Origin of the sequence: Streptomyces sp. NPDC060209 (assembly GCF_042728155.1) — a bacterium.
GTDB lineage: Bacteria > Actinomycetota > Actinomycetes > Streptomycetales > Streptomycetaceae > Streptomyces.
The window spans coordinates 1-21,043 of the sequence record NZ_JBHWZS010000085.1; the positions used below are offsets into that span (position 1 = coordinate 1).

Consider the following 21,043-nt stretch of genomic DNA (forward strand, 5'->3'; position numbering starts at 1 on the left):
CCTCACTCGTGTCCGGACGCGAGAACTCAGGGCGTCACGGCGATGTTCGTCAGGCCCTTGCCGTCGGTGACCGTGTCGGTGGAGTACACGGTGGTGCGGCAGCCTGCCCAGCATGCGGGTGCGCATGGGGGTGCCTTCCCGTCGGGGGGCGAGGCTCTGAATCTGCCCGTGACGGCAGGTCTGGTGGGTGGACATGTCAAGGTCTGGACCAATGTGCTCCAGGCGTCGCCGGGAAGAGGAAACGTGTGGGATACACGAGTAACTGACGGCCCGTAACAACCGCTTGCCAGGATCCGCGCAACGTCGGGATCACCAGGGGAGCCAGGGCATGACACACACGTCGAACACCTCACGCGTCTCGCAGGACTCTCCCGTGGCGGCGGGTGCCAGCCGTCGAAGCTTTCTGCGCAGCGTCGGCATCACCGGCGGGGCGGGCGCCATGTTCGCCACCATGGGGGCGCTCGGACTCGCCCCCACCGCTCAGGCAGCCGGCCGCGAGCCGGCCTTCAAGGCGCCGAGCCGGGGTGACTTCTCGCTGAAGGGAAAGGCCGCGGCGAAGGTCGTCGTCGTGGGCGGAGGCATCGCAGGCCTCGCCGCCGCGTACGAGCTGGGCAAGGCGGGGTACGACTGTACGGTCCTGGAGGCCCGCGGCCGTACCGGCGGGCGCAACTTCACGGTCCGGGGCGGCGATTCGACCACCGACACCTACGGCAACAAGCAGACCGCCCGCTTCGGCGAGGGCCAGTACATGAACGCCGGACCCGGCCGGATCCCGCAGTGGATGGTCACCCTCGACTACTGCCGCGAACTCGGGGTCCCCGTCGAGGTGTTCACCAACGAGAACGCCAACGCCTACCTCTTCAACGAGAAGGCGGGCATGAAGGCGCCGGTGCGTTACCGCACGGCCAAGGCAGACATGTACGGCTACGTCGCGGAGCTCCTCGCCAAGGCGAGCGACAAGGGAGCACTCGACCGGCAGATCACCGCCGACGACCAGGAACGGCTCCTGGACTTCCTCAAGGACTTCGGCGACATCGGTGACACGCTCGACTACACCGGCAGCCCGCGGCGCGGCTACCGCGTCGATCCGGCCGCCGCCGGAACACCGGGTGAGGAACTCGGCTCCGTACCCTCCGCGTCCGAGGTGTTCTCCAGCGGCGTCGGGCGCTACTTCTCCTTCGAGTTCGAGTACGACCAGGCGATGCTGATGTTCCAGCCGGTCGGCGGCATGGACCGGATACCCGCGGCACTCACCCGGGCAGTGGGCGAGCGGAAGGTCCGCACCGGGGCGGCCGTCACCGACATCACCGACACCGCCCACGGCGTCACCGTCACCTACACCCAGGCCGGCCGCACCCGTCGCATCGAGGCGGACTACTGCATCGCCGCGCTGCCGCCCAACATCCTGGCCAAGACCGGGCACAACCTCGGCCCGGCCGTCCAGAGCGCCCTGGAGGCCTGCAAGCCGTCCTCGGCCGGCAAGATCGGGCTGGAGTACAGGAGTCGCTGGTGGGAGAGCGACCACCGTATCTTCGGCGGCATCACGGAGACGGACATGGACCTGTCCCACATCTGGTACCCGTCCTACGGCCACCTCGGCGAGCGCGGCACCATCATCGGCTACTACAACACCGGTTCCAACGCGGACGCGTACGCCGCCCTCGCACCGGGGGAGAGGGAAGCGCGGGCCGTCGCCCAGGGCGTGAAGATCCACGGCGACAAGTACCGTACGGAACTCGCCACCTCGTTCTCCCACCACTGGCGCCAGACCCCGTACCTGGAGGCCTCCTGGCACTCCCTGTCCGGCGGGCCCGACGCCCCCGCCTTCGCGCCGCTCAACAGCCCGGCCGGGCATGTGTACTTCGCCGGTGACTACCTCAGCCACACCGACGCCTGGCAGCACGGAGCGTTCACCTCGGCACGGAAGGCGGTGACGGCGCTGCACAGCCGTGTCCTCGCGTAATCGCGAGGGAAAGGGTGCGGGCGGGAATGCCCTGGCCGGGCGGGGTGTTCTTGTCCAGGAACACGAGGAGGAGCGGTAACCGTGCCTGATCCGCAGAGTTTGTACGAATGGGAGCCGAAGGGCCTGGCCGTCGTCGACATGGCGCTCGCCCAGGAGTCGGCCGGCCTGGTCATGCTCTACCACTTCGACGGATACATCGACGCGGGCGAGACGGGCGAGCAGATCGTCGACGGCCTGCTCGAGACGCTGCCGCACCAGACCGTGGTCCGCTTCGACCACGACCGGCTCGTCGACTACCGGGCGCGCCGCCCGCTGCTGACCTTCAAGCGCGACCGGTGGACGTCGTTCGAATCGCCCACCCTCGAGCTGAAGGTCGTCCAGGACGCCACGGGGGCCCCCTTCCTGCTCCTCTCAGGACCGGAGCCCGACGTCGAGTGGGAGCGGTTCGCCGCCGCGGTGGAACAGGTCGTCGAGCGGCTAGGTGTCCGCCTCGCGGTCAGTTTCCACGGCATCCCCATGGGCGTCCCGCACACCCGTCCCGTCGGCCTCACCCCGCACGGCAACCGCACCGACCTGATGCCGGGACACCGAAGCCCCTTCGACGAGGCCCAGGTACCCGGTTCCGCCGAGGCGCTCGTCGAGTACCGGCTGATGGAGGCCGGGCACGACGTCCTCGGTGTGGCCGCCCATGTGCCCCACTACGTAGCCCGCTCCTCCTACCCGGACGCCGCGCTCACCGCCCTGGAGGCGATCACCGCGGCGACCGGACTGGTCCTGCCGAGCATCGCGCACACGCTGCGCACGGAGGCGCACCGGACCCAGACCGAGATCGACCGGCAGGTCGGCCAGGGCGACGAGGAGCTCGTCTCGCTCGTCGAGGGACTGGAGCACCAGTACGACGCGCTCGCGGGGTCCGAGACCCGGGGCAACCTCGTCGCGGAGCCGGCCGACCTGCCGTCCGCGGACGAGATCGGCCGTGAATTCGAACGCTTCCTCGCGGAACGCGAGGGCGATTCCTGAGGGGACCTCCGGCCGCTCCCCGGCCGGAGGCTAGGCTCGGCGCATGCTGAAAGTGGGCCTGACCGGCGGGATCGGCGCCGGCAAGAGCGAAGTGTCACGGCTGCTCGCGAGCTACGGAGCCGTAGTGATCGACGCCGACCGGATCGCCCGTGAGGTCGTCGAGCCCGGCACTCCAGGGCTCACGGCCGTCGTGGAGGCCTTCGGCCCCGGAATCCTGGGCCAGGACGGCTCCCTGAACCGGCCGGCGCTCGGTTCGATCGTTTTCGCCGATCCCGCACGCCTGGCGACGCTCAACGCCATCGTCCACCCGCTCGTAGGGGCGCGTTCCGCGGAGCTGGAGCGGGCCGCCGGGGACGGCGCGGTCGTGGTCCACGACGTTCCGCTGCTCACGGAGAACGGCCTCGCCCCGCTCTACGACCTGGTCGTGGTCGTCGACGCCGAGCCCGACACCCAGCTCGACCGGCTCGTACGGCTTCGTGGCATGACGGAGTCCGATGCCCGCGCCCGGATGTCGACGCAGGCCACACGCGAGGAGAGGCTGGCCGTCGCCGACCTCGTCGTCGACAACGACGGTCCGCTGGAGGACCTGGAACCCCAGGTCCGCACGGTCTGGTCGGAGCTCACCGCGCGCGCTGCCACCGGCTGATCCGGTGTCCGGCCGGACGCGTGCCCCGGGTGTCCGGTGTCCGGCCGGACGCGTGCCCCGGGTGTCCGGTGTCCGGCCGGAATACGCACCCCTGGCCGGATGTTGAAGACCGGAGAACGAGGGGAAGGATAGGGGCGTGCCCGAGAAGAACCCGGAAACGCATGTCATCGACTTCCGCGCCGCGGAGCAGCTGCTCGCCGCGCGGGATCCGCGTGGTGCGGTCAAGCTGCTCGACTCGGTGATAGCCGCCCACCCGGAGAACACGGCCGCCCGGCTGCTGCGTGCCCGGGCCTTCTTCGCCGCCGCCCAACTGCGCCCGGCCGAGCTTGAGTTCGAGCTGGTCCTGGAGCGAGAGCCGGACAACGCCTTCGCGCACTTCGCGCTGGCCCGCACCTTCCAGCGCGCCGGTCGGCCCGAACAGGCCACCCGCCACTTCCGGCTGGCCGCCGCGCTCGACCCGAAGCCGGAGTACCTTCAGGCCGCCCGCTTCGAGGACCGCTCCTGACACGTGCCGATGGGCGCGGGCGGACTCACCGGCCGAACCGGCCCCGCTCGCCCCGGTCGGCTTCGTACGGACGGACGTCCCGCCCGCCCCGGTCCGGTTCGTACGGCGGGATGTCCCGGCCCGGCTGATAGTGCGGGCCCTGCCGCAGATGCCGGACGATGAAGCACAGGTCCGTGACCGTGACCACCAGCAGTACGGCGCAGGCCGTCGCCCAGCCGACGCGTCCGGTCACCACGAAGGCCGCCAGCCCGAACGCGGCCCAGACCATGCCCCATAGACTCAGCCAGAGTCGCATCCGCAGGGGGCTGCGTGCGGTGGACGGTTCACTTCCGGTTCGCATCACCATTCGCCTCTTCTCCAGCATGACCCCGCGGTGCGGCGTACGGAAACCGACGGGCGGACGACGGGGAGCGGGCTGTGACGACGACGGGGCAGGGGCACACGACGCGGGGAACGACGTCATGGGGCGCCGGCGTCGCCCGCCGGTCCAGGGTCCGGGGCGTGCTGCTGGGCGGTGCCGTCGGGGACGCGCTGGGCAATCCGGTCGAGTTCCTCTCCCTGGACGGCATCCGCCGCGACCACGGGGAGCGGGGCATACGCGGCCCCGTCCCGGACCCCGACGGGGTCGTCGGGCGGATCACGGACGACACCCAGATGACGCTCTTCACGGTCGAAGGGCTGATCAGGGCCCATGCCCGGGCCTCCGCCAAGGGCATCCCAGGCGCGGAGGCCGAGTTCGTCCGCAATGCCTACCTGCGCTGGCTCGACACCCAGAACCACCTCTCCCCGCCCCCGCGCGCCGGGGACGAGCCCGTACGGACCGGCTGGCTCAGGCAGCAGCCCTGGCTGTACGCGCGCCGCGCGCCCGGCAACGCGTGCCTCACCGGTCTGGTTTCCGGCCATGTCCCGGGCGCCGGTGCGCCTCTCGCCCTGCCGGGCCCCGTCAATCCGCAGTCCAAGGGATGCGGCACGGTGATGAGGTCGGCCCCCTTCGGGCTGCTGGGCGCGGACGCGGGGACGGCCTTCGCGCTGGCCGCCAGGTGCGCGCTGATCACCCACGGCCACCCCACCGGGGCCTACGCGGCGGGCGCGCTCGCCGCGATCGTCACGCATCTGCTGGAGGGCGACTCGCCGCTGGGTTCCGTCCTGCGCGCCATGGACCTGCTGGGCCGCCATCGCGGGCACGAGGAGACGACGGCCGCGCTGCGCGCGGCGGTCGATCTCGCGGACCGGGGCCGGCCCACCGCCGAGCGGGTCGAGTCACTGGGAGCGGGCTGGGTCGCCGAGGAAGCCCTCGCCGTCGCCGTGTACTGCGCGCTCGTGCTCCCGGGCGCCGACGACGTCGCCGAGGCGCTGCTGCTCTCCGTCAACCACTCCGGCGACAGCGACTCCACCGGCTCGGTCTGCGGCAATCTGCTCGGCGCGCACCACGGCGACGTACGGCTGCCCGCCTCGTGGCTGGCCCTCACCGAGGGCCGGTCCGTGATCGCCGAACTCGCCGACGATCTCTGCATGGAGCTGGAGCAGCCGGTGTCCTGGCCCGACGGCCGCTACCCGCAGTACTGACGGGAACGCGCCCCGGCGTCTGTACGTTCTGGCTGGTATGAGCGGACAACTGGTACGTGAGGGACACACGGGGACCGGGCCCGGCTCGATCACACCGGACGGCTGCGCGGTCGAGCTCTACGCACGCCTGTCCGCCGGCAGCGAACCGGAGGTGATCGGCTCGGTGCTGCCGCCGGGTGCGAGCCTGCTCGAACTGGGCTGCGGAGCGGGCCGGGTGACGCACCCTCTGGTCGGCCTGGGCTTCGACGTGACCGCGGTGGACGAGTCGGCGCAGATGCTGGAGCGCGTCCGTGGAGCCCGCACCGTCCGCAGCCCCATCGAGGCGCTGGACCTCGGCGAGGAGCGGTTCGACGCGGTCGTGCTCGGGTCGTTCCTGGTGCACACGAGCGATCACCGGGTCAGGGAGGGACTGCTCGGCACCTGCCGTAGGTACGTGAAGGACGACGGCGCCGTCCTCATCCAGCGGGAGGGCGCCGGCTACCACTCCGATCTGCCCCGGGAGCGGGAGGACCGGGCCGCGGGCTGCACCATACGGATCGTCTCGGCGGAGCCCGTCGGCGACGGGGTGGACGAGGTGCGAGCGGAGTACGTCTTCGAGGACGCCAGGTGGACCCAGACCTTCCGGTCGCGCGAGCTGTCCGTCGAGCGTTTCGAGGCGTATCTGGAGGAGGCCGGGCTCACCCTCGACCGCTATCTCACCCCGGACGGTGTCTGGGTACTGGCCCGCCCCCGAAAGCCCTGATTCCGACATCGCCCTCGCCGGGCTGCCGGCCGGAGCGTCCGTCGTCCGGCTCAGTGAACGAACCGGTAGCTGCGCCAGGGCAGGGCGCGTGCCGCGTTGGCGTCGGTGAACGTGGTGGCCACATAGGCGGTTCCACGGCCGCTGCAGTCGCGGGTGGTGTACAGGATCATGTCGATCATCGTCCGGTTGTCGACCTTGCGCGCACCGTCGGGCGCCATCTTGTGGCAGCCCTTCACCGACGGGCTGTTCACGCTGACGACCTCGTCCTTGCCGGTGGTGTAGCTGACGGGTCCGACCGCCGTACGCCCGAGGCCGGAGCAACCCGTGACGGCCAGGACGAGCAGGGCCGAACCGGCGGCGATGCCGGTACGTCGGCGGAGAAGGGCGGGGGGCGCGGTGACGGACATGGGCGGGTCCTCGTCTGCTCGTCCGGCTCATCGGTACGTCACAGAGACGTGCTGGCGCTGGCCACCCTGCCCGGCCGGCCGACGGCCGGCATCCGGTGCGCGGCCGGCCGGGGCCACTGACACCCGGACGGAGGTTCGAGGGCGGCAGATCGGGCATATGGTGTTAATAGGGCGTGATGGGTGGATGCGGGAACGCATCCGGTAGGCAGGGGGCCGTGATGGTCCAGGATCTGTTGATCGCATTGGTGGCGGTGCTCTCGGGCGGCCTGTTGTACGCCATGGCCGCGGCCCGGGTGGTCAAGCAGTACGAACGGGGCGTGGTGCTCCGGCTCGGAAGGCTCCACGACGAGGTGCGTTCCCCGGGCTTCACCATGATCGTCCCGGGCGTCGACCGGCTCCGTAAGGTGAACATGCAGATCGTGACGATGCCCGTGCCCGCACAGGACGGGATCACGCGCGACAACGTCACGGTGCGGGTGGACGCCGTCATCTACTTCAAGGTGGTGGACCCGGCGAGCGCGGTGATCGCGGTGGAGGACTACCGGTTCGCGGTCTCGCAGATGGCGCAGACCTCCCTCCGGTCGATCATCGGTAAGAGCGACCTGGACGATCTGCTTTCCAACCGGGAGAAGCTGAACCAAGGACTGGAACTGATGATCGACAGCCCGTCGGTCGGCTGGGGTGTACAGATCGACCGGGTCGAGATCAAGGACGTGTCGCTGCCGGAGACGATGAAGCGGTCCATGGCCCGGCAGGCCGAGGCCGACCGTGAACGGCGCGCGCGGGTCATCAACGCCGACGCGGAGCTGCAGGCGTCGAAGAAGCTCGCCCAGGCGGCGGAGCAGATGTCGACCCAGCCGGCGGCACTGCAGCTGCGACTCCTGCAGACGGTCGTCGCGGTCGCTGCGGAGAAGAACTCCACGCTGGTCCTGCCCTTCCCGGTGGAGCTGCTCCGCTTCCTCGAGCGCGCGCAGCAGGGGCCGCAGCCGCCCGTCGGCGCCGGGCAGTCGCAGGACGCGCCCGAGCAGCCGGCTCCGGACCGGCCCGGGGACCCGGCCGTCGTGGATCCGTCGTCGCTCGTGGATCCCGCCGTCGTGGACCCCTCGGTCGCGGCAAAGACCTTCACGGACCAGCCGCTCCCGGACGCACCTCTCACGGGTGCGGGGCCGGACCCGGACGGCAACCCGTCGGGGCCGGGCCCGGACGGGTTGCCGGAGTTCGACCCGGAGGCGCTTCCGGAGTTCGGTCCGGAACAGCCGTCCGACCATCCCCGCAGCAAGCCCTTCTCCCGTCACTGACACGGTTGTCCGCCCGCTCCACCTGTGGAAACACGGCCGGGGCGGGCGCTGTCACACCCCCCGCCTAGACTCGCCAGGACAGGAGAAGCGAAACCGGACCGGGCCGGAGGGGGTGGTGGACATGACGCGGCAGACGCAGGACGTCACCGCCGACCGGCTTTTGCGGTGCGCCGCGGTCTTCCTCCCGGCAGCGCTGCCCCGGGACGGCCTGATCGCCTTCTGGGACCCCGAAGGGACCGCGCACCCCACCGCCCCGGACACGGTCCTCGCCGGCGACGTTTCCGACGCGGTGCCTCCCGGCACCGGGCCGGCGTACACCCTCACCGAGCTCACGGTCGTCGGCCGGGACGGCACCGGCGGTGTCAGCACCCGCACCGTGCCCGCCGTGGCGCTTCCCGTCGCGGACGCGGTGCCTCTGCTCGCGCGTGCCCGGCACCGCGCCGTCGCCCACCCCGCCACCCGCGCGTGGGGCGCGGCGGCCCTGCACGCCCTCACCCTCGTGGCGCGCGGCAGGCTCCTGCCCGGACTGACGGCCGACGGCCACGACGCCTGGCGGGCCGGACCGCGTGACGCGGAGGACATCGCTCATCTGCGGGCCGTCGCCGCCTCGATGCCGCCCGAGGGACACCCCGTCCCGCTGGACGGCACACCTCTGCGCGTCCCCGACCCCCGTGCGCTGCTCGGCGCCTTCCTCGACGCCGTCGCCGACGCCCTGCCGCGGACGCCCGCCGCCGCCCACGCCATGGGAGCTCCGTTCGCCGCACGCGAGGCACAGCATCTGCCGGACGCCCGGGCCTGGGCCGTCGAGGTGGCCGCCGGACTCGACGCCGGAGTGCGCATCTCGCTCCGGCTCGACCTCTCCGCGTACGACCTGTTCGACACGTCCGGCGGCACCGTCGGCGCGGCCGGGGACGAGGAGGCGCCCGGGGCTCCGGCCGCCACGCGCCACGCCGCCGCCGCCATCACCCAGGTGCACAGCCTGGCCGATCCGACCTACGTGACCGACGCGGCCACGCTGTGGAGCGGCGGCGCGGGCGAGCCCTTCGGGCCGAGGGCCCGGATCGACGCCGTGCTCGCACTGCGCCGCGCCGCCCGCGTCTGGCCGCCGCTGGAGCGGCTGCTGGACCAGCCCGTCCCCGACGTGCTCGCCGTCACCGAGGACGAGCTGTACGAGCTGATCGGCCCCGCCGGAGCGCGGCTCGCGGCGGCGGGGGTGGCCCTCCACTGGCCCCGGGAGCTCGCGCGCTCGCTCACCGCGGCGGCCGTCGTCCGGCCCGCGCCGGGTTCGGCGACCGACGGCACCTCCTTCTTCGACGCCGAACAGCTCTTCGCGTTCAACTGGCAGCTGTCCCTGGGCGACGACCAGCTCACCGAGGCGGAGATGGACACCCTGGCCGAGGCGCACCGGCCGGTGGTGCGGCTGCGCGACCAGTGGGTCGTCGTGGATCCCTCACTCGTCCGCAAGGCACGCAAGCGGGAGCTCGGCCTCCTGGACCCGGTGGACGCGCTCGCCGTCGCCCTCACCGGCAGCGCCGAGGTCGACGGCGAACAGGTCGAAGCCGTGCCGGCCGGAGCCCTCGCGGCACTCCGGGCACGCATCCTGGACGAGGACGCCACCCTCCCGGCTCCGCCCGGTCTCGACGCCACCCTCCGCGACTACCAACTCCGCGGTCTCGCCTGGCTGGACCGCATGACCTCGCTCGGTCTCGGCGGCTGTCTCGCCGACGACATGGGCCTGGGCAAGACGATCACCGTCATCGCCCTCCATCTGCACCGCGCCCACACCGCCCCCACCCTGGTCGTCTGTCCCGCCTCCCTCCTCGGCAACTGGCACCGCGAGATCAACCGCTTCGCCCCCGGCGTCCCCGTGCGCCGCTTCCACGGCACCGACCGCACCCTCGACGGCACCGACGGCGGCTTCGTCCTCACCACCTACGGCACGATGCGCTCCGGTGCGGAGCAGCTCGCCGGGCACACCTGGGGACTGGTCGTCGCCGACGAGGCACAGCACGTGAAGAATCCGCATTCCTCGACGGCCAAGGCGCTGCGGACCATTCCCGCCCCGGCCCGCGTCGCCCTGACCGGTACCCCCGTCGAGAACAACCTCTCCGAGCTGTGGGCGCTGCTCGACTGGACCACCCCCGGCCTGCTCGGTCCGCTCAAGGCGTTCCGCTCCCGGCACGCCAGGATCGTCGAGAACACCGGCACCGCCGCCGGCCTGGGCAACGAGGACGCGGTCGAGCGGCTCTCCCGGCTGGTCCGACCCTTCCTGCTGCGCCGCAAGAAGTCCGACCCGGGCATCGCGCCCGAGCTGCCGCCCAAGACGGAGACCGACCACCCGGTCTTCCTCACCCGGGAGCAGGCCACGCTCTACGAGGCGGCCGTCCGCGAGACGATGGCGTTCATCGAGCAGTCGGAGGGCATCGCACGGCGCGGACTGATCATGAAGCTGCTGGGTTCGCTCAAGCAGATCTGCAACCATCCCGCGCAGTATCTGAAGGAGGAGCCGACCCGGCTCACGGGACGCTCCGGCAAGCTCGCCCTGCTCGACGAACTGCTCGACACCATCCTGTCCGAGGACGGCTCCGTCCTGATCTTCACCCAGTACGTGTCGATGGCCCGGCTCCTCTCCGCCCACCTCGCCTCCCGCGCCATCCCCTCCCAGCTGCTGCACGGCGGTACGCCGGTGCCCGAGCGGGAGCGGATGGTGGACGGCTTCCAGTCCGGCGAGGTCCCCGTCTTCCTGCTCTCCCTCAAGGCCGCCGGCACGGGACTGAACCTCACCCGGGCCGCCCATGTCATCCACTACGACCGGTGGTGGAACCCGGCGGTCGAGGAGCAGGCCACCGACCGTGCGTACCGCATCGGCCAGACCCAGCCCGTGCAGGTGCACCGGCTGATCGCCGAGGGCACCGTCGAGGACCGGATCAGCGAACTGCTGGAGTCCAAGCGCGCACTCGCCGACGCGGTGCTCGGTTCGGGCGAGACGGCCCTGACCGAGCTCAACGACCGCGACCTGGCCGACCTCGTCTCGCTCCGGAGGACGCCATGAGCCCGGGTGGCGGCCCCGCGGCCCGCCCGGGCCCGGATGACCTGCGGCGCACCTTCGAGGCGGTGCCCGCCCGTGCCTCCGACGCCGAAGGACCCTTCGCGGACACCTGGTGGGGCCGGGCCTGGGTGGAGGCCCTGGAATCCCTGTCGATGGACGAGGGGCGTCTCGCCCGCGGCCGTGCGTACGCGGACGGAGGCCATGTCGCCGCGGTCACCGTCACCCCCGGCCGGGTCATTGCCTACGTCCACGGCAGCCGCCCCCGTCCCTACCGCGCGGAGCTGCGCCTGCGAACGTTCTCGGCATCCGACTGGGACACGTTCCTGGACGCCGTCGCGGTCCGGCCGGGGCATCTGTCCGCGCTCCTCGACAAGGAGATGCCGCACTCCCTGGTCGACACGGCGGGAGAGACCGGTATCCGGCTGCTGCCCGCCGCCGGGGATCTGGACCCGGACTGCTCTTGCCCCGACCGGGGCTGGCCCTGCAAGCACGTGGCGGCGCTCTGCTACCAGACGGCTCGGCTCCTGGACAGCGACCCCTTCGTGCTGCTGCTGATGCGGGGCCGGGGCGAGCGTGAGCTCCTCGACGAACTGGGCCGCCGCAACGCCGAGCACTCCGCGCGCGAGCGCCCCGAGACGGCCGCCATGCCCTCGGTCGCGGCCTCCGACGCCCTGGCCCACCGCTTCCTGCCGCCGCTGCCCGCACCCCTGCCCGTGCCCCCGTATCCCGGTGAGCCCCCGTCCTACCCGGAACTGCCCGGCGCCCGCGACCCGCTCGGCCTCGACCACCTCGCCACGGACGCGGCGGCACGCGCCCATGCGCTGCTCATCACCGGGGACGACCCGCTCGCCGGGCTCAGCACCTGGCAGGACGCCGTACGGATCGCCGCGTCCCGCCCCACCGCCGGGCTCACCGCCACGACCCGGGCGCTCTACCGCGAGCTGGCCTTCGCCACCGGCCGCAGCACGACGGACCTGGCCCGGGCCGTCGCCGCCTGGCGGCAGGGCGGCGCGGAGGGACTGGAGGTGCTGGAAACCCCGTGGGACCCGCCGGCCGGCCCGTTCGACCGGGCGCGCCCCGCCCTGGCCGCGGGCGAGTTCCCACGCTTCCAGCCCTGGCGCAACCATCTGACCAACGCCAGGGGCACCCTTCAGCTCCGCTTCGGCCACGACAGCCGCTGGTACGGCTACGAGTCCGACCCCGGCGAGGACGACTGGTGGCCCCGGGCGACGCCGGACCCCGACCCGGTCGCCGCGCTCACAGCCCTGCGGGGCTGACACCCGAGCCGCCCCCGTGATCGGTGTCCGGCCGGTGATCACGCGACGGGCTCCCGGCCGGACGGAAGGCTTCAGGGGCGGCGGGCCAGCAGGTGCGCTTCGAGGAAGCCCCGTTCGGAGGCCGGGTCGTGGACGAGCCGGGCGAACGGGTCGAGCCCGGCTCCGGCCAGCAACTCGGCGAACCGGTCCACCGGCCAGCTGTAGGCCGGTGCCACCTTGTGGTCGAAGCGGACCGGCTCCGGTCCGTCGGTCGCGAAGAACGAGACCAGGAGCAGGCCACCCTGCGCCAGGACACGCACCTGCTCGGTGAGCAGAGCGGGCAATTCCCCGGGCGGGGTGTGGATCATCGAGTAATGGGACATCAGGCCGCCGAGCGTGCGGTCCTCGACCGGCAGGGCCTCCATCCGCGCCTCGTCGAACCGCAGTGCCGGATGGGCCCGCCGGGCGTGGTCGACCATGCCCGGGGAGAGGTCGAACCCGGAGGCGTCCAGGCCCAGGTCGTGCAGCATGGCCGTCAGATGTCCGGGACCACAGCCGACATCGGCCGTCCGCAGGTTTTCCGTCCCGCGCACGAGCTCGGCGAAGGTGCTGAGCATGGCCCGCGCGAACGGACGCGTCTCCAGCCGGTCGGCGAACATCGATGCGTACAGCTCGACGACCCCGTCGTAGGCCGCCCGCGTACCGTCCTGGTGTTCCATCACGGCGAAGAAGCTAACACCCCGCGCACGTGCGCGGCTGCTCTCCGGCACCAGCTGATTGACTGCCCGTCACCTTCTGGCGGACCGCCTAGAGCGACATCAACAGCACGACGACGAGGACCACGCACAGCGGGAGCACCACCCAACGCGCCTTGCGGAAGGATTCGTTCTCCCGGTCCGCCAGTCCGCGGTCGGCGCCGTGCGCGGCGGCCAGGTGTTCCCCGGCCATGTCGGCCAGCCTGCGCGTCGTCAGCAGTGACGGAGACCAGTCGCAGTGCGCGCAGACGAGGAAGTCGCGGTACGGGTCGTACCGGAAGTCGCGCTCGATGTTGACCGTGAACACCTGTCCGTCCGCGCGGCCGGCGGTGAAGTGGCGTATCGCTGAACCCATGGGACGGCTGCTCCCGTTCGTCGGTGTCCTCGCTGCCCGCCGGTGGTCGGCGGCGGAACATTACCGCACCGGCTCCGGCCCGGCGGCCGGACATCCGGCCTCAGCCGGCGTGGAGGACCCGGAAGCGCCCCGGTTCCGCCGGATCCCGGTCGACGACCTGGACCGGCGCCCAGACCCACTGCCGGACACCGATGCCCGGCGCGCGGGAGAACCGGATCCGGCCGCGGGTGCCTTCGACCGAGACGCTCGGCCAGGCCCCGGCGAGGTGCGCCCTGTCCGTGCCGTGCGAACGCAATACGCCGGCGAGGACGGAGACGGTGTCGTAGCCCTCGAAGGCGACGAAGGAGGGAGCTTCGGCCAGCCGTTCGCGAAGAGCTTTCCCCACCCGTACGCCGAGGGGGCCGAGGCGCTCGGGCATGTAACGCAGGAACGGGACCGCGGCACCGTCGTGGCCCAGCGAAGTCGCCCAGGACCCGAACTCCGGTTGCCCCGCCGGAGCACCGATCAGGACCTCGGAGAGCCGCCGGTCGCGGCGGACGGACCTGACGATCGACACCGCCGGTTCCGGGCTGCCCACCAGAAGGAGGAGGGCCGTCGCACCGTTGCCGGCGAGCTCGTCGCACACCGCGGCCGGGGTGAGTTCGCGCATGTCGAGTTCGGTTACCGTGCCGCCGCGCGGAGCGAGGCGGTCCCGCAGGATGCCGGCCCCGGACGCCCAGTAGACGCTCGGCTCGGCCGCCACGGCGATCCGGCGGTGACCCGCGCCGAGGAGGAAGTCCGCGTACAGCCGCCAGCCGTGGGACTGCGCCGGGGCCAGGCGCGCGACCCGTTCCGTCGGCTCCTCGGTGAGCGCGTCGAGAACCGCCGACGAGCAGAGGAACGGCACCCCGAGGGCGTCGGCCCTGGTGGCGGCTGCGCGAGCGACGACGCTGTGGTACTCCCCGGCCAGCACGGTCACGCCCAGACCGGCCAGTTCCTCCACAGCCGCCACGGCTCTGTGCGGATCGGCCGCGGTGTCCCGGACCGTCAGCTCCAGCGGCCTTCCGCCGATACCGCCGGCCTCGTTGACCTCGTCGACGGCCAGTTCGAGCCCGGCGAGCAGGTGCCTGCCCGCCTCGGTCCAGCCGGGCGGGGTCAGCGGCACGAGAGCGCCGATCCGGACGGCTGCTGCGCCGGGGCGCTCCGTGCCGGCGGGCGGGGGCGGTGTGGTCATGAGCTGTCGTCCTCCGCAAGCGTGCGGTCGTGGTGGTGCCCGTGCCTCTGAACCGGCGTTCGCGGTCCCGTGGGTGGCCGAACCGGGGAGGGCGGCTCCCGCCCTCCGTGCCCTGCCGTCAGCCGGCCTGCGCACCGCCGGGCAGGGAGACGCCCCGGCCTGCGAAGAACCGCTCGAAGACCGCCGACGGCAGGTCGGCCGCGCGCGTCGTGGCCGTCGTACCCGACGGGTTGTGGAAGTGGACACCGGCACCGTCCGCGGTCCGGGAGGTCAGCAGCACCAGATGACCACCACGTCCCGGAGCCGGCTGTTCCGGGTGCCGGATCCCGAAGTGCACGGAGGCCATCACCCTCCGGCCCTCGTCCAGCAGGTCCAGGATTCCGGCGGGGGAGAGGTGGCGGTGGACGACCGCGTCGAGGCCGTGGACCTCGGACACGTACCGGGCGAAGGGGGCGTAGACCAGCCCCTTGATCACCCCGTCGGCGTCGGTGTAGGCGTCGTACTTCAACGCGTGGTCCCGCAGGGCGAACAGGGACGGTGCCCCTGGGCCGAGGGCCATACGCAGGCAGGTCATACCGCACAGATGACCTGACCAGCGCGCGTACTCGGCCGGTGACACGGCGCCCGAGTCCGCCCAGCGGGGGTCCTCGGCCGGGTCGAGGCCGTCTTCCACGATCGCGCCCACCAGATCCGGTGAGGCGAACTGGGTGAGTACGGGAACCCCGCAGGTCCGGCAGGTCACTGGCGGTATCCGTTCAGGAAGCGGCCGATGCGGCTGATGGCGGCGTCCAGGTCGTCGGCGTGCGGAAGAGTGAGGATGCGGAAGTGGTCCGGGCGCGGCCAGTTGAAGCCGGTGCCCTGCACCACCTGGATCTTCTCCCGCAGCAGCAGATCCAGGACGAACCGTTCGTCGTCGACGATGTTGTGGACCTTCGGGTCGATGCGCGGGAAGGCGTACAACGCGCCCTTCGGCTTCACGCACGACACCCCGGGGATCTCGTTCAGCCGTTCCCAGGCCCGGTCACGCTGCTCGTGGAGCCTGCCTCCGGGGGCGACGAGATCCCGGATCGACTGCCTTCCGCCTAGCGCCGCCTGGATCGCGTACTGCGCCGGGGCGTTGGGGCAGAGCCGCATGGAGGCGAGCATGGTGAGCCCCTCCAGATAGCTGCGGGCGTGCTGCTGCGGGCCCGACACCACCATCCAGCCCGAGCGGAATCCCGCGACGCGGTACGTTTTGGACAGCCCGCTGAAGGTGAGGCAGAGCAGATCGGGAGCCAGTACCGCCACGCTGTGGTGCTCGGCGTCGTCGTACAGGATCTGGTCGTAGATCTCGTCGGCGAACACCATCAGCCCGTGCCTGCGCGCCAGGTCGAGCATGCCGTCGAGGACTTCGCGGGAGTAGACGGCGCCCGTCGGGTTGTTCGGGTTGATGATCACCATGGCCCGGGTGCGGTCGGTGATCTTCGAGGCCATGTCGGCGAGGTCGGGGTTCCAGTCCGCCCCTTCGTCGCAGGTGTAGTGCACGGCCTTCCCGCCCGCGAGCGTGGTGACCGCGGTCCACAGCGGATAGTCGGGGCTCGGGATCAGGATCTCGTCGCCGTCCTCCAGGAGCCCTTGCACGGCCATGGAGATCAGCTCGGAGACCCCGTTGCCGAGGAAGATGTCGTCCACGTCGACATCGGCCAGCCCCATCGCCTGGTAGCGCTGCGCGACGGCGCGGCGCGCGGACAGGATGCCGCGCGAGTCGGTGTAGCCGTGTGCCTGGGGGAGCATCCGGATCATGTCCTGGACGATCTCCTCCGGCGCCTCGAAGCCGAAGAGCGCCGGATTGCCCGTGTTGAGGCGGAGCACGCTGTGGCCCGCCTCCTCAAGGGCGTTGGCCTGCTCGATGACCGGGCCCCGGATCTCGTAACAGACCTCGTTGAGCTTGCTGGACTGCCGGAACTCCATGGCGTGCCTCCCCGACGTGAATTGCGATACTTGGTTTTACCAAGCTTGAGCTTGGAAAGTCCAACAACATGTCTAGACTGCGTCGCATGCCACGTCAGCAGCAGCCCGCACGCCCCGCCCGCCGTCGGAGCTACGACCAGTTCTGCGCCACCGCCCGCGCCCTCGACTCCGTCGGCGACCGGTGGACCCTGCTGATCGTCCGTGAACTGCTGGCCGGTCCCCGCCGCTACACGGACCTGCACGCCGATCTGCCCGGAGTCAGCACGGACGTGCTGGCCTCCCGGCTCAAGGACATGGAGCAGGGCGGCCTGGCAGTGCGCCGCCGGCTGCCGCCCCCCGCGGCCGCCGCGGTCTACGAACTGACCGAGCGCGGCCGCGGGCTTCTCCCGGTCCTCACCGCGCTCGCACAGTGGGGCGCGCCCGCGCTCGACGAGCGCCGCCCCACGGACGCGGTCAGGGCCCACTGGTTCGCCCTGCCGCTGCTACGGGCGCTGGACGGCCTCACTCGCGGCGGTGTGGTCGAAGTGAGGCTCCCGGAGGGCGAGTTCCACATCCGCACAGGTGCGGAAGCGACGGGAGGCGAGGTGTACGGATACGGTCCCGCCGACCACCCGGACGCCTGCCTCGTACTGGACGCGGAGGCCGTTCTCGCGCTCGGGCGCGGTGAGAGCACCCTCGCGGAGACCGTCGAGGAGGGCCGGGTGGAGGTGCTCGGCGACGGGCCGCTCGCCGGTGAACTCCGTGGCGGTCAATACCCGCGCACCTGACGCATTACGCCCAACTCGCCGATAGCGTAGGCGTGTTCATCGGGCGGATGATGAGGAGTCGGTCATGGGGTTCGACGGCGTGGTCGGTGCGAAGAGCGGAGAGAGCGGGAGCGGCGTAAGGGGCGCGAGGAAGCAGGGGGCGCTGCGCAAGGTCCTGCTCGTGGGCGTCTGCGTGGCCGCGCTGGGCCTCGTGCCGGCGGCGGCCGTCGCCACGCCCGGCAGCGGGGTGAGCGGCACGGTCGTCGCCGAGGGCACGTCCCAGGGCAAGCTCAAGGTGAAGGCCCCGAAGGGCCGCACCGACGTGACCTTCCGCGAGATCACCGTGGCGCCCGGCGGCTCCACGGGCTGGCACACCCACAGCGGGCAGCTCATCGCCGTCGTCAAGTCCGGGACGCTCACCCGGACCCTCGACGACTGCTCGGTCGAGGTGACACCCGCGGGGACGTCCTTCATCGAACCGTCCGGTGCCGACCACAGGCACATCGGACGCAACCTCGGGACGGAACCCGTCGTGCTCTGGGTGACGTACCTGCTCCCCGAGGGCAGCGCACTCTCCGACGACGCCGACGCGGTTGACTGCCCGGCGGCGAAGTAGGGCGAAGGACCCGGTCAGTTGGCGGGCGTCTCGCCGTACGCGCCGAAGCCCGCCACGACCAGGCCGTCCCGGAAGGTCAGCACCTCGTACACCCGGCCGCCGATCTGGTTGCGGTAGTCGATCACCAGCGCGTCGACGCCCGCCCGTACGTCCATCACCTCGAACTCCAGGTCCGGGATCCGTTCCAGCCCCGCTGCCCAGTACGCGCGCAGGGCGGCCTTGCCGTGCACGGTGCCGGCGGGGTCGTCCGTCAGCCGGGCGATCATGGGTGAGCCGAAGGTCACGTCCTCGTGGTAGTGCGCGAGGATCCGGTCCAGGTCATGGGAGTTCCAGTCCTCCTGCCACTGAGTGGCGAAGCGACGGGCGAAGGCGAGGTCCATGCGGATCATGATGCAGCAGGGCGATGATGGATGCGTGCAATTTGAACCCATCACCTGGGAACGGCTGGCCCGCACCCTCGCCGCCCACGCCGACGGACTCGAACCGGCCGACGGCGGGTCCTGGCTGAGGATCGGCGTCGACGGCGCTCCCGCCGCCCGTCCCGAAGAGCCCGCCGCCCAAATCGCCGAGGCGCTCCGCGCCCGCGGGCGCCCGGTGCTCACCGTCTCCACGGGCGGCTTCCTGCGACCGGCCAGCCTGCGCTACGAATACGGAAAGGAGGACCCGGACTCGTACGCCGACAGCTGGTTCGACACCGGGGCGCTGTGGCGCGAGGTGTTCCGCCCGCTCGAGGCGGGCGGCAGCGGACGGGTTCTGCCCGATCTCTGGAACCCCGATACGGACCGGGCGACCCGCAGCCCGTACCAGGTGCTTCCCGAGGGCGGGGTGCTGATCCTGCACGGGCCACTGCTCCTCGGACAGTGGTTCCCGTTCGACCTCGGAGTGCATCTGAGCCTCTCACCGGGCGCGCTGCGCCGGCGTACCGCGGAGAACGAGCGGTGGACGCTGCCCGCCTTCGCGCGGTACGAGGACGAGGTCGCCCCGGCCGAACGCGCGGACGCGGTCGTACGCGCCGACGACCCGCACCACCCCGCCTGGACCGGGCTGGGTGGCTAAGCCCCGAAGGCGCTTCACACCGGGCGGCCCCCGACCGTCGCGACCGCTTCCGCCCCTGCCCGGCAGCCTGCCTCGGCAGCCGGGACGTCGTCCGCTCCGGCGACGAGGGCCGCGAGGAAACCCCCGGTGAACGCGTCCCCCGCGCCCGTCGAGTCGACCGGGGCTCGGACCTGTCCGGCGGGCACGCGCGCGGTCACCGTGCCGCGGGCCGCCAGCAGGACGCCCCGGTCCCCGAGCGTGACGGCGACCCGGCCGGCATGACGGCTCAGTTTGGCCGCGGCGTCCGCGGGGTCCGGCAGGCCTGTCAGCTCGCGGGCCTCGTCGGCGTTGGGCAGCAGCAGATCGACCCCCTCGACCAGGTCCAGGAACGCCGCGGCGCCCAGCCCGGCGAGGAACCCGGCCGACGCGGGATCCACGCTCACCGGGACGCCCCGCCGCCGGGCGTCCCGCAGCGCGAGTGACGCCGTCGCCCGGCTCGTCGGCCCGAAGAGGAGATAGCCGGACAGGTGGAGCCGGGCCGCGCCGTCGAGCAGTGAGGACGACCAGTCGCCGGGGGAGAGGCGCAGGGCCGCCCCGCTGTCGGTGAGGAAGGTGCGCTCGGCCGAGGAGTCGACCAGCGCCACCACCGTGCCGGTCGGAGCGTCCTCGTCCACACACAGCAGCGGACTCACGCCCGCCCGCCGCAGCGCGTCCCGGTGCCAGGCCGCGGAATCAGACCCTGCCCGGGCGAGCAGCCGGACGTCCCGGCACCCCGAACGCGCCGCCCAGCACGCCACATTGGCTCCCGCGCCGCCCGGCAGTGTGGTGATCCGCGCAGGCGTGTCCGTGCCGTGGAGCGGCGCCGACGCGTGCCGTACGACGACATCGGTGACGACCTCCCCGACCACCAGCAGGCCGCCCCCGGTCGCCGTGCGGCCGGTCGTGCTCACCGCGCGGCCGCCGCCACGGCGATCCGCGCGGCCAGTCGCACATTCCCGCGCACGGCGGCGAGATTGGCCTCCAGGGACGCACCGCCGGTCTCCCGCATCAGATACTCCAGCAGGAACGGGGTGACGGCCTGACCCGTGATCCCCCGCTCCCGGCAGGCGTCCAGCGCCCCGGCGAGTACCCGGTCGTGCACCGCGGGGTCCAACTGCTCCTCCTCCGGCACGGGGTTGGCGACGATCAGCGCCGCGGGCGGGCCGCCCAGTTCCTCCTGGGCCCGCATCACGTCCGCGACTTCCTCCGGTGTGCGGACCGTCCAGTCGACCGGCTCGCCGGAGCTGCTGAGGTAGAAGCCGGGGAAGTGCTCCGTGCCGTAGCCCAGCACGCCGACACCGAGTGTCTCCAGGCGCTGCAGCGTGGCGGGCACGTCCAGGATCGACTTCACGCCCGCGCACACCACCGTGATCCCGGTCCGGGCGAGCAGCCTGAGGTCCGCGGACTCGTCCTGGGTCTGCGTCCACTCACGGTGTACGCCGCCGAGCCCGCCGGTCGCGAAGACGCGCAGCCCGGCCCGCGCCGCGAGGAAGGCCGTGGCGGACACGGTGGTGGCCCCGCTGGCGCCCAGGGCAAGCGCGGGCGCGAGATCGCGGTGGCCCAGCTTGCGAACGCCCGGGTCCTCGGCGACTCGCGCCAACTGGACGCCGTCCAGGCCCACATGGGCCCGGCCGTCCAGCACGGCGACCGTCGCGGGGACGGCACCGGCCTTCCGGACGAGCTCCTCCAGCTCCTGGGCGACCTGGAGATTGCGGGGGCGCGGCAGCCCGTGCGCGATGATCGTCGACTCCAGGGCGACCACGGGGCGCTGTTCCTCAAGGGCCTCCCGCACCTCTCCGGAGAGTGCGGGGGCGCTGTGGCCGGTTTCCTGCGGCAGGGGCGCCGATGGATTCTGAGGCATGCCCCATCTCTGTCGCGGGCA

22 protein-coding genes are annotated in these 21,043 nt (G+C 72.2%); 12 read left to right on the forward strand and 10 right to left on the reverse strand.

The window, feature by feature from the left end; translation table 11 throughout:
- The first annotated feature begins 439 nt into the window (after positions 1-439).
- The 4 genes from ACFWFI_RS18255 to ACFWFI_RS18270 all read left to right on the forward strand — a co-directional run bounded on the left by ACFWFI_RS18255 (position 440) and on the right by ACFWFI_RS18270 (position 4,134).
- Positions 440-1,963, forward strand: coding sequence for a flavin monoamine oxidase family protein (locus tag ACFWFI_RS18255; protein ID WP_387391032.1), 1,524 nt, complete (start codon positions 440-442; stop codon positions 1,961-1,963).
- An 81-nt stretch (positions 1,964-2,044) separates the two neighbouring features.
- On the forward strand, positions 2,045-2,983 hold the full coding sequence (locus ACFWFI_RS18260; RefSeq protein ID WP_387390965.1) for a PAC2 family protein: 939 nt from the start codon (positions 2,045-2,047) through the stop codon (positions 2,981-2,983).
- Positions 2,984-3,026: 43 nt separating this feature from the next.
- Entirely contained in the window at positions 3,027-3,629 is a 603-nt protein-coding gene (coaE, locus tag ACFWFI_RS18265) for a dephospho-CoA kinase (protein WP_387390967.1), read from the forward strand.
- Between the two features lie 136 nt (positions 3,630-3,765).
- Positions 3,766-4,134: a tetratricopeptide repeat protein gene (locus tag ACFWFI_RS18270; RefSeq protein ID WP_387390970.1), complete on the forward strand. Its 369-nt coding sequence runs from the start codon at positions 3,766-3,768 to the stop codon at positions 4,132-4,134.
- Between the two features lie 25 nt (positions 4,135-4,159).
- Here ACFWFI_RS18270 and ACFWFI_RS18275 read toward each other — a convergent pair whose 3' ends face one another.
- Positions 4,160-4,597: a DUF6343 family protein gene (locus ACFWFI_RS18275; RefSeq protein WP_387390973.1), complete on the reverse strand. Its 438-nt coding sequence runs from the start codon at positions 4,595-4,597 to the stop codon at positions 4,160-4,162.
- On the opposite strand from ACFWFI_RS18275, the gene ACFWFI_RS18280 reads away from it, so the two are divergent.
- Both ACFWFI_RS18280 and ACFWFI_RS18285 read left to right on the forward strand, forming a co-directional pair.
- Entirely contained in the window at positions 4,552-5,700 is a 1,149-nt protein-coding gene (locus tag ACFWFI_RS18280; protein ID WP_387390975.1) for an ADP-ribosylglycohydrolase family protein, read from the forward strand. The two genes, ACFWFI_RS18275 and ACFWFI_RS18280, sit on opposite strands and share 46 nt — an antisense overlap.
- Before the next feature lie 37 nt (positions 5,701-5,737).
- On the forward strand, positions 5,738-6,442 hold the full coding sequence (locus tag ACFWFI_RS18285) for a class I SAM-dependent methyltransferase (RefSeq protein WP_387390978.1): 705 nt from the start codon (positions 5,738-5,740) through the stop codon (positions 6,440-6,442).
- 50 nt (positions 6,443-6,492) lie between these two features.
- Here ACFWFI_RS18285 and ACFWFI_RS18290 read toward each other — a convergent pair whose 3' ends face one another.
- Positions 6,493-6,849, reverse strand: a complete 357-nt coding sequence (locus ACFWFI_RS18290) for a hypothetical protein (protein ID WP_387390981.1) — start codon at positions 6,847-6,849, stop codon at positions 6,493-6,495.
- A gap of 218 nt (positions 6,850-7,067) precedes the next feature.
- On the opposite strand from ACFWFI_RS18290, the gene ACFWFI_RS18295 reads away from it, so the two are divergent.
- From ACFWFI_RS18295 to ACFWFI_RS18305, 3 genes are all read left to right on the forward strand, one after another.
- Complete coding sequence (locus ACFWFI_RS18295) at positions 7,068-8,147, forward strand: slipin family protein (RefSeq protein WP_387391034.1); 1,080 nt, start codon at positions 7,068-7,070, stop codon at positions 8,145-8,147.
- Positions 8,148-8,268: 121 nt separating this feature from the next.
- Entirely contained in the window at positions 8,269-11,199 is a 2,931-nt protein-coding gene (locus ACFWFI_RS18300) for a DEAD/DEAH box helicase (RefSeq protein ID WP_387390983.1), read from the forward strand.
- A complete protein-coding gene (locus ACFWFI_RS18305) occupies positions 11,196-12,473 on the forward strand; it encodes an SWIM zinc finger family protein (protein ID WP_387390985.1) in 1,278 nt (425 codons plus the stop codon). The genes ACFWFI_RS18300 and ACFWFI_RS18305 overlap by 4 nt, the downstream gene beginning before the upstream one ends.
- 71 nt (positions 12,474-12,544) lie before the next feature.
- Here the strand turns inward: ACFWFI_RS18305 and ACFWFI_RS18310 are convergent, their stop codons facing one another.
- The 5 genes from ACFWFI_RS18310 to ACFWFI_RS18330 all read right to left on the reverse strand — a co-directional run bounded on the left by ACFWFI_RS18310 (position 12,545) and on the right by ACFWFI_RS18330 (position 16,725).
- The gene (locus ACFWFI_RS18310) at positions 12,545-13,174 is read right to left on the reverse strand and encodes a class I SAM-dependent methyltransferase (RefSeq protein ID WP_387390987.1); all 630 of its coding nucleotides are present in this window, start codon (positions 13,172-13,174) and stop codon (positions 12,545-12,547) included.
- Positions 13,175-13,259: 85 nt separating this feature from the next.
- A complete protein-coding gene (locus ACFWFI_RS18315) occupies positions 13,260-13,562 on the reverse strand; it encodes a hypothetical protein (RefSeq protein WP_387390989.1) in 303 nt (100 codons plus the stop codon).
- A gap of 100 nt (positions 13,563-13,662) precedes the next feature.
- Positions 13,663-14,775 (reverse strand): ABC transporter substrate-binding protein, encoded by a 1,113-nt coding sequence (locus tag ACFWFI_RS18320; protein WP_387390991.1) that lies wholly within the window; start codon positions 14,773-14,775, stop codon positions 13,663-13,665.
- A gap of 118 nt (positions 14,776-14,893) precedes the next feature.
- Positions 14,894-15,517: a cysteine peptidase family C39 domain-containing protein gene (locus tag ACFWFI_RS18325; RefSeq protein ID WP_387390993.1), complete on the reverse strand. Its 624-nt coding sequence runs from the start codon at positions 15,515-15,517 to the stop codon at positions 14,894-14,896.
- Entirely contained in the window at positions 15,514-16,725 is a 1,212-nt protein-coding gene (locus ACFWFI_RS18330; protein WP_387390996.1) for a pyridoxal phosphate-dependent aminotransferase, read from the reverse strand. The genes ACFWFI_RS18325 and ACFWFI_RS18330 overlap by 4 nt, the downstream gene beginning before the upstream one ends.
- Before the next feature lie 68 nt (positions 16,726-16,793).
- Here ACFWFI_RS18330 and ACFWFI_RS18335 point away from each other — a divergent pair, with 68 nt between their 5' ends.
- Both ACFWFI_RS18335 and ACFWFI_RS18340 read left to right on the forward strand, forming a co-directional pair.
- The gene (locus ACFWFI_RS18335) at positions 16,794-17,492 is read left to right on the forward strand and encodes a winged helix-turn-helix transcriptional regulator (protein ID WP_387390999.1); all 699 of its coding nucleotides are present in this window, start codon (positions 16,794-16,796) and stop codon (positions 17,490-17,492) included.
- A gap of 64 nt (positions 17,493-17,556) precedes the next feature.
- Positions 17,557-18,087 (forward strand): cupin domain-containing protein, encoded by a 531-nt coding sequence (locus ACFWFI_RS18340; protein WP_387391002.1) that lies wholly within the window; start codon positions 17,557-17,559, stop codon positions 18,085-18,087.
- A 14-nt stretch (positions 18,088-18,101) separates the two neighbouring features.
- On the opposite strand, the gene ACFWFI_RS18345 is transcribed toward ACFWFI_RS18340, so the two are convergent.
- Positions 18,102-18,467 (reverse strand): nuclear transport factor 2 family protein, encoded by a 366-nt coding sequence (locus ACFWFI_RS18345; protein ID WP_387391004.1) that lies wholly within the window; start codon positions 18,465-18,467, stop codon positions 18,102-18,104.
- A 34-nt stretch (positions 18,468-18,501) separates the two neighbouring features.
- Between ACFWFI_RS18345 and ACFWFI_RS18350 the strand changes: the two genes are divergently transcribed.
- Positions 18,502-19,143 (forward strand): nucleoside/nucleotide kinase family protein, encoded by a 642-nt coding sequence (locus ACFWFI_RS18350; RefSeq protein WP_387391007.1) that lies wholly within the window; start codon positions 18,502-18,504, stop codon positions 19,141-19,143.
- Positions 19,144-19,157: 14 nt separating this feature from the next.
- Here ACFWFI_RS18350 and ACFWFI_RS18355 read toward each other — a convergent pair whose 3' ends face one another.
- Both ACFWFI_RS18355 and ACFWFI_RS18360 read right to left on the reverse strand, forming a co-directional pair.
- Positions 19,158-20,072: a carbohydrate kinase family protein gene (locus tag ACFWFI_RS18355; protein WP_387391009.1), complete on the reverse strand. Its 915-nt coding sequence runs from the start codon at positions 20,070-20,072 to the stop codon at positions 19,158-19,160.
- Complete coding sequence (locus ACFWFI_RS18360; protein WP_387391012.1) at positions 20,069-21,022, reverse strand: pseudouridine-5'-phosphate glycosidase; 954 nt, start codon at positions 21,020-21,022, stop codon at positions 20,069-20,071. Before ACFWFI_RS18360 ends, ACFWFI_RS18355 begins: the two co-directional genes overlap by 4 nt.
- Positions 21,023-21,043 lie beyond the last annotated feature (21 nt).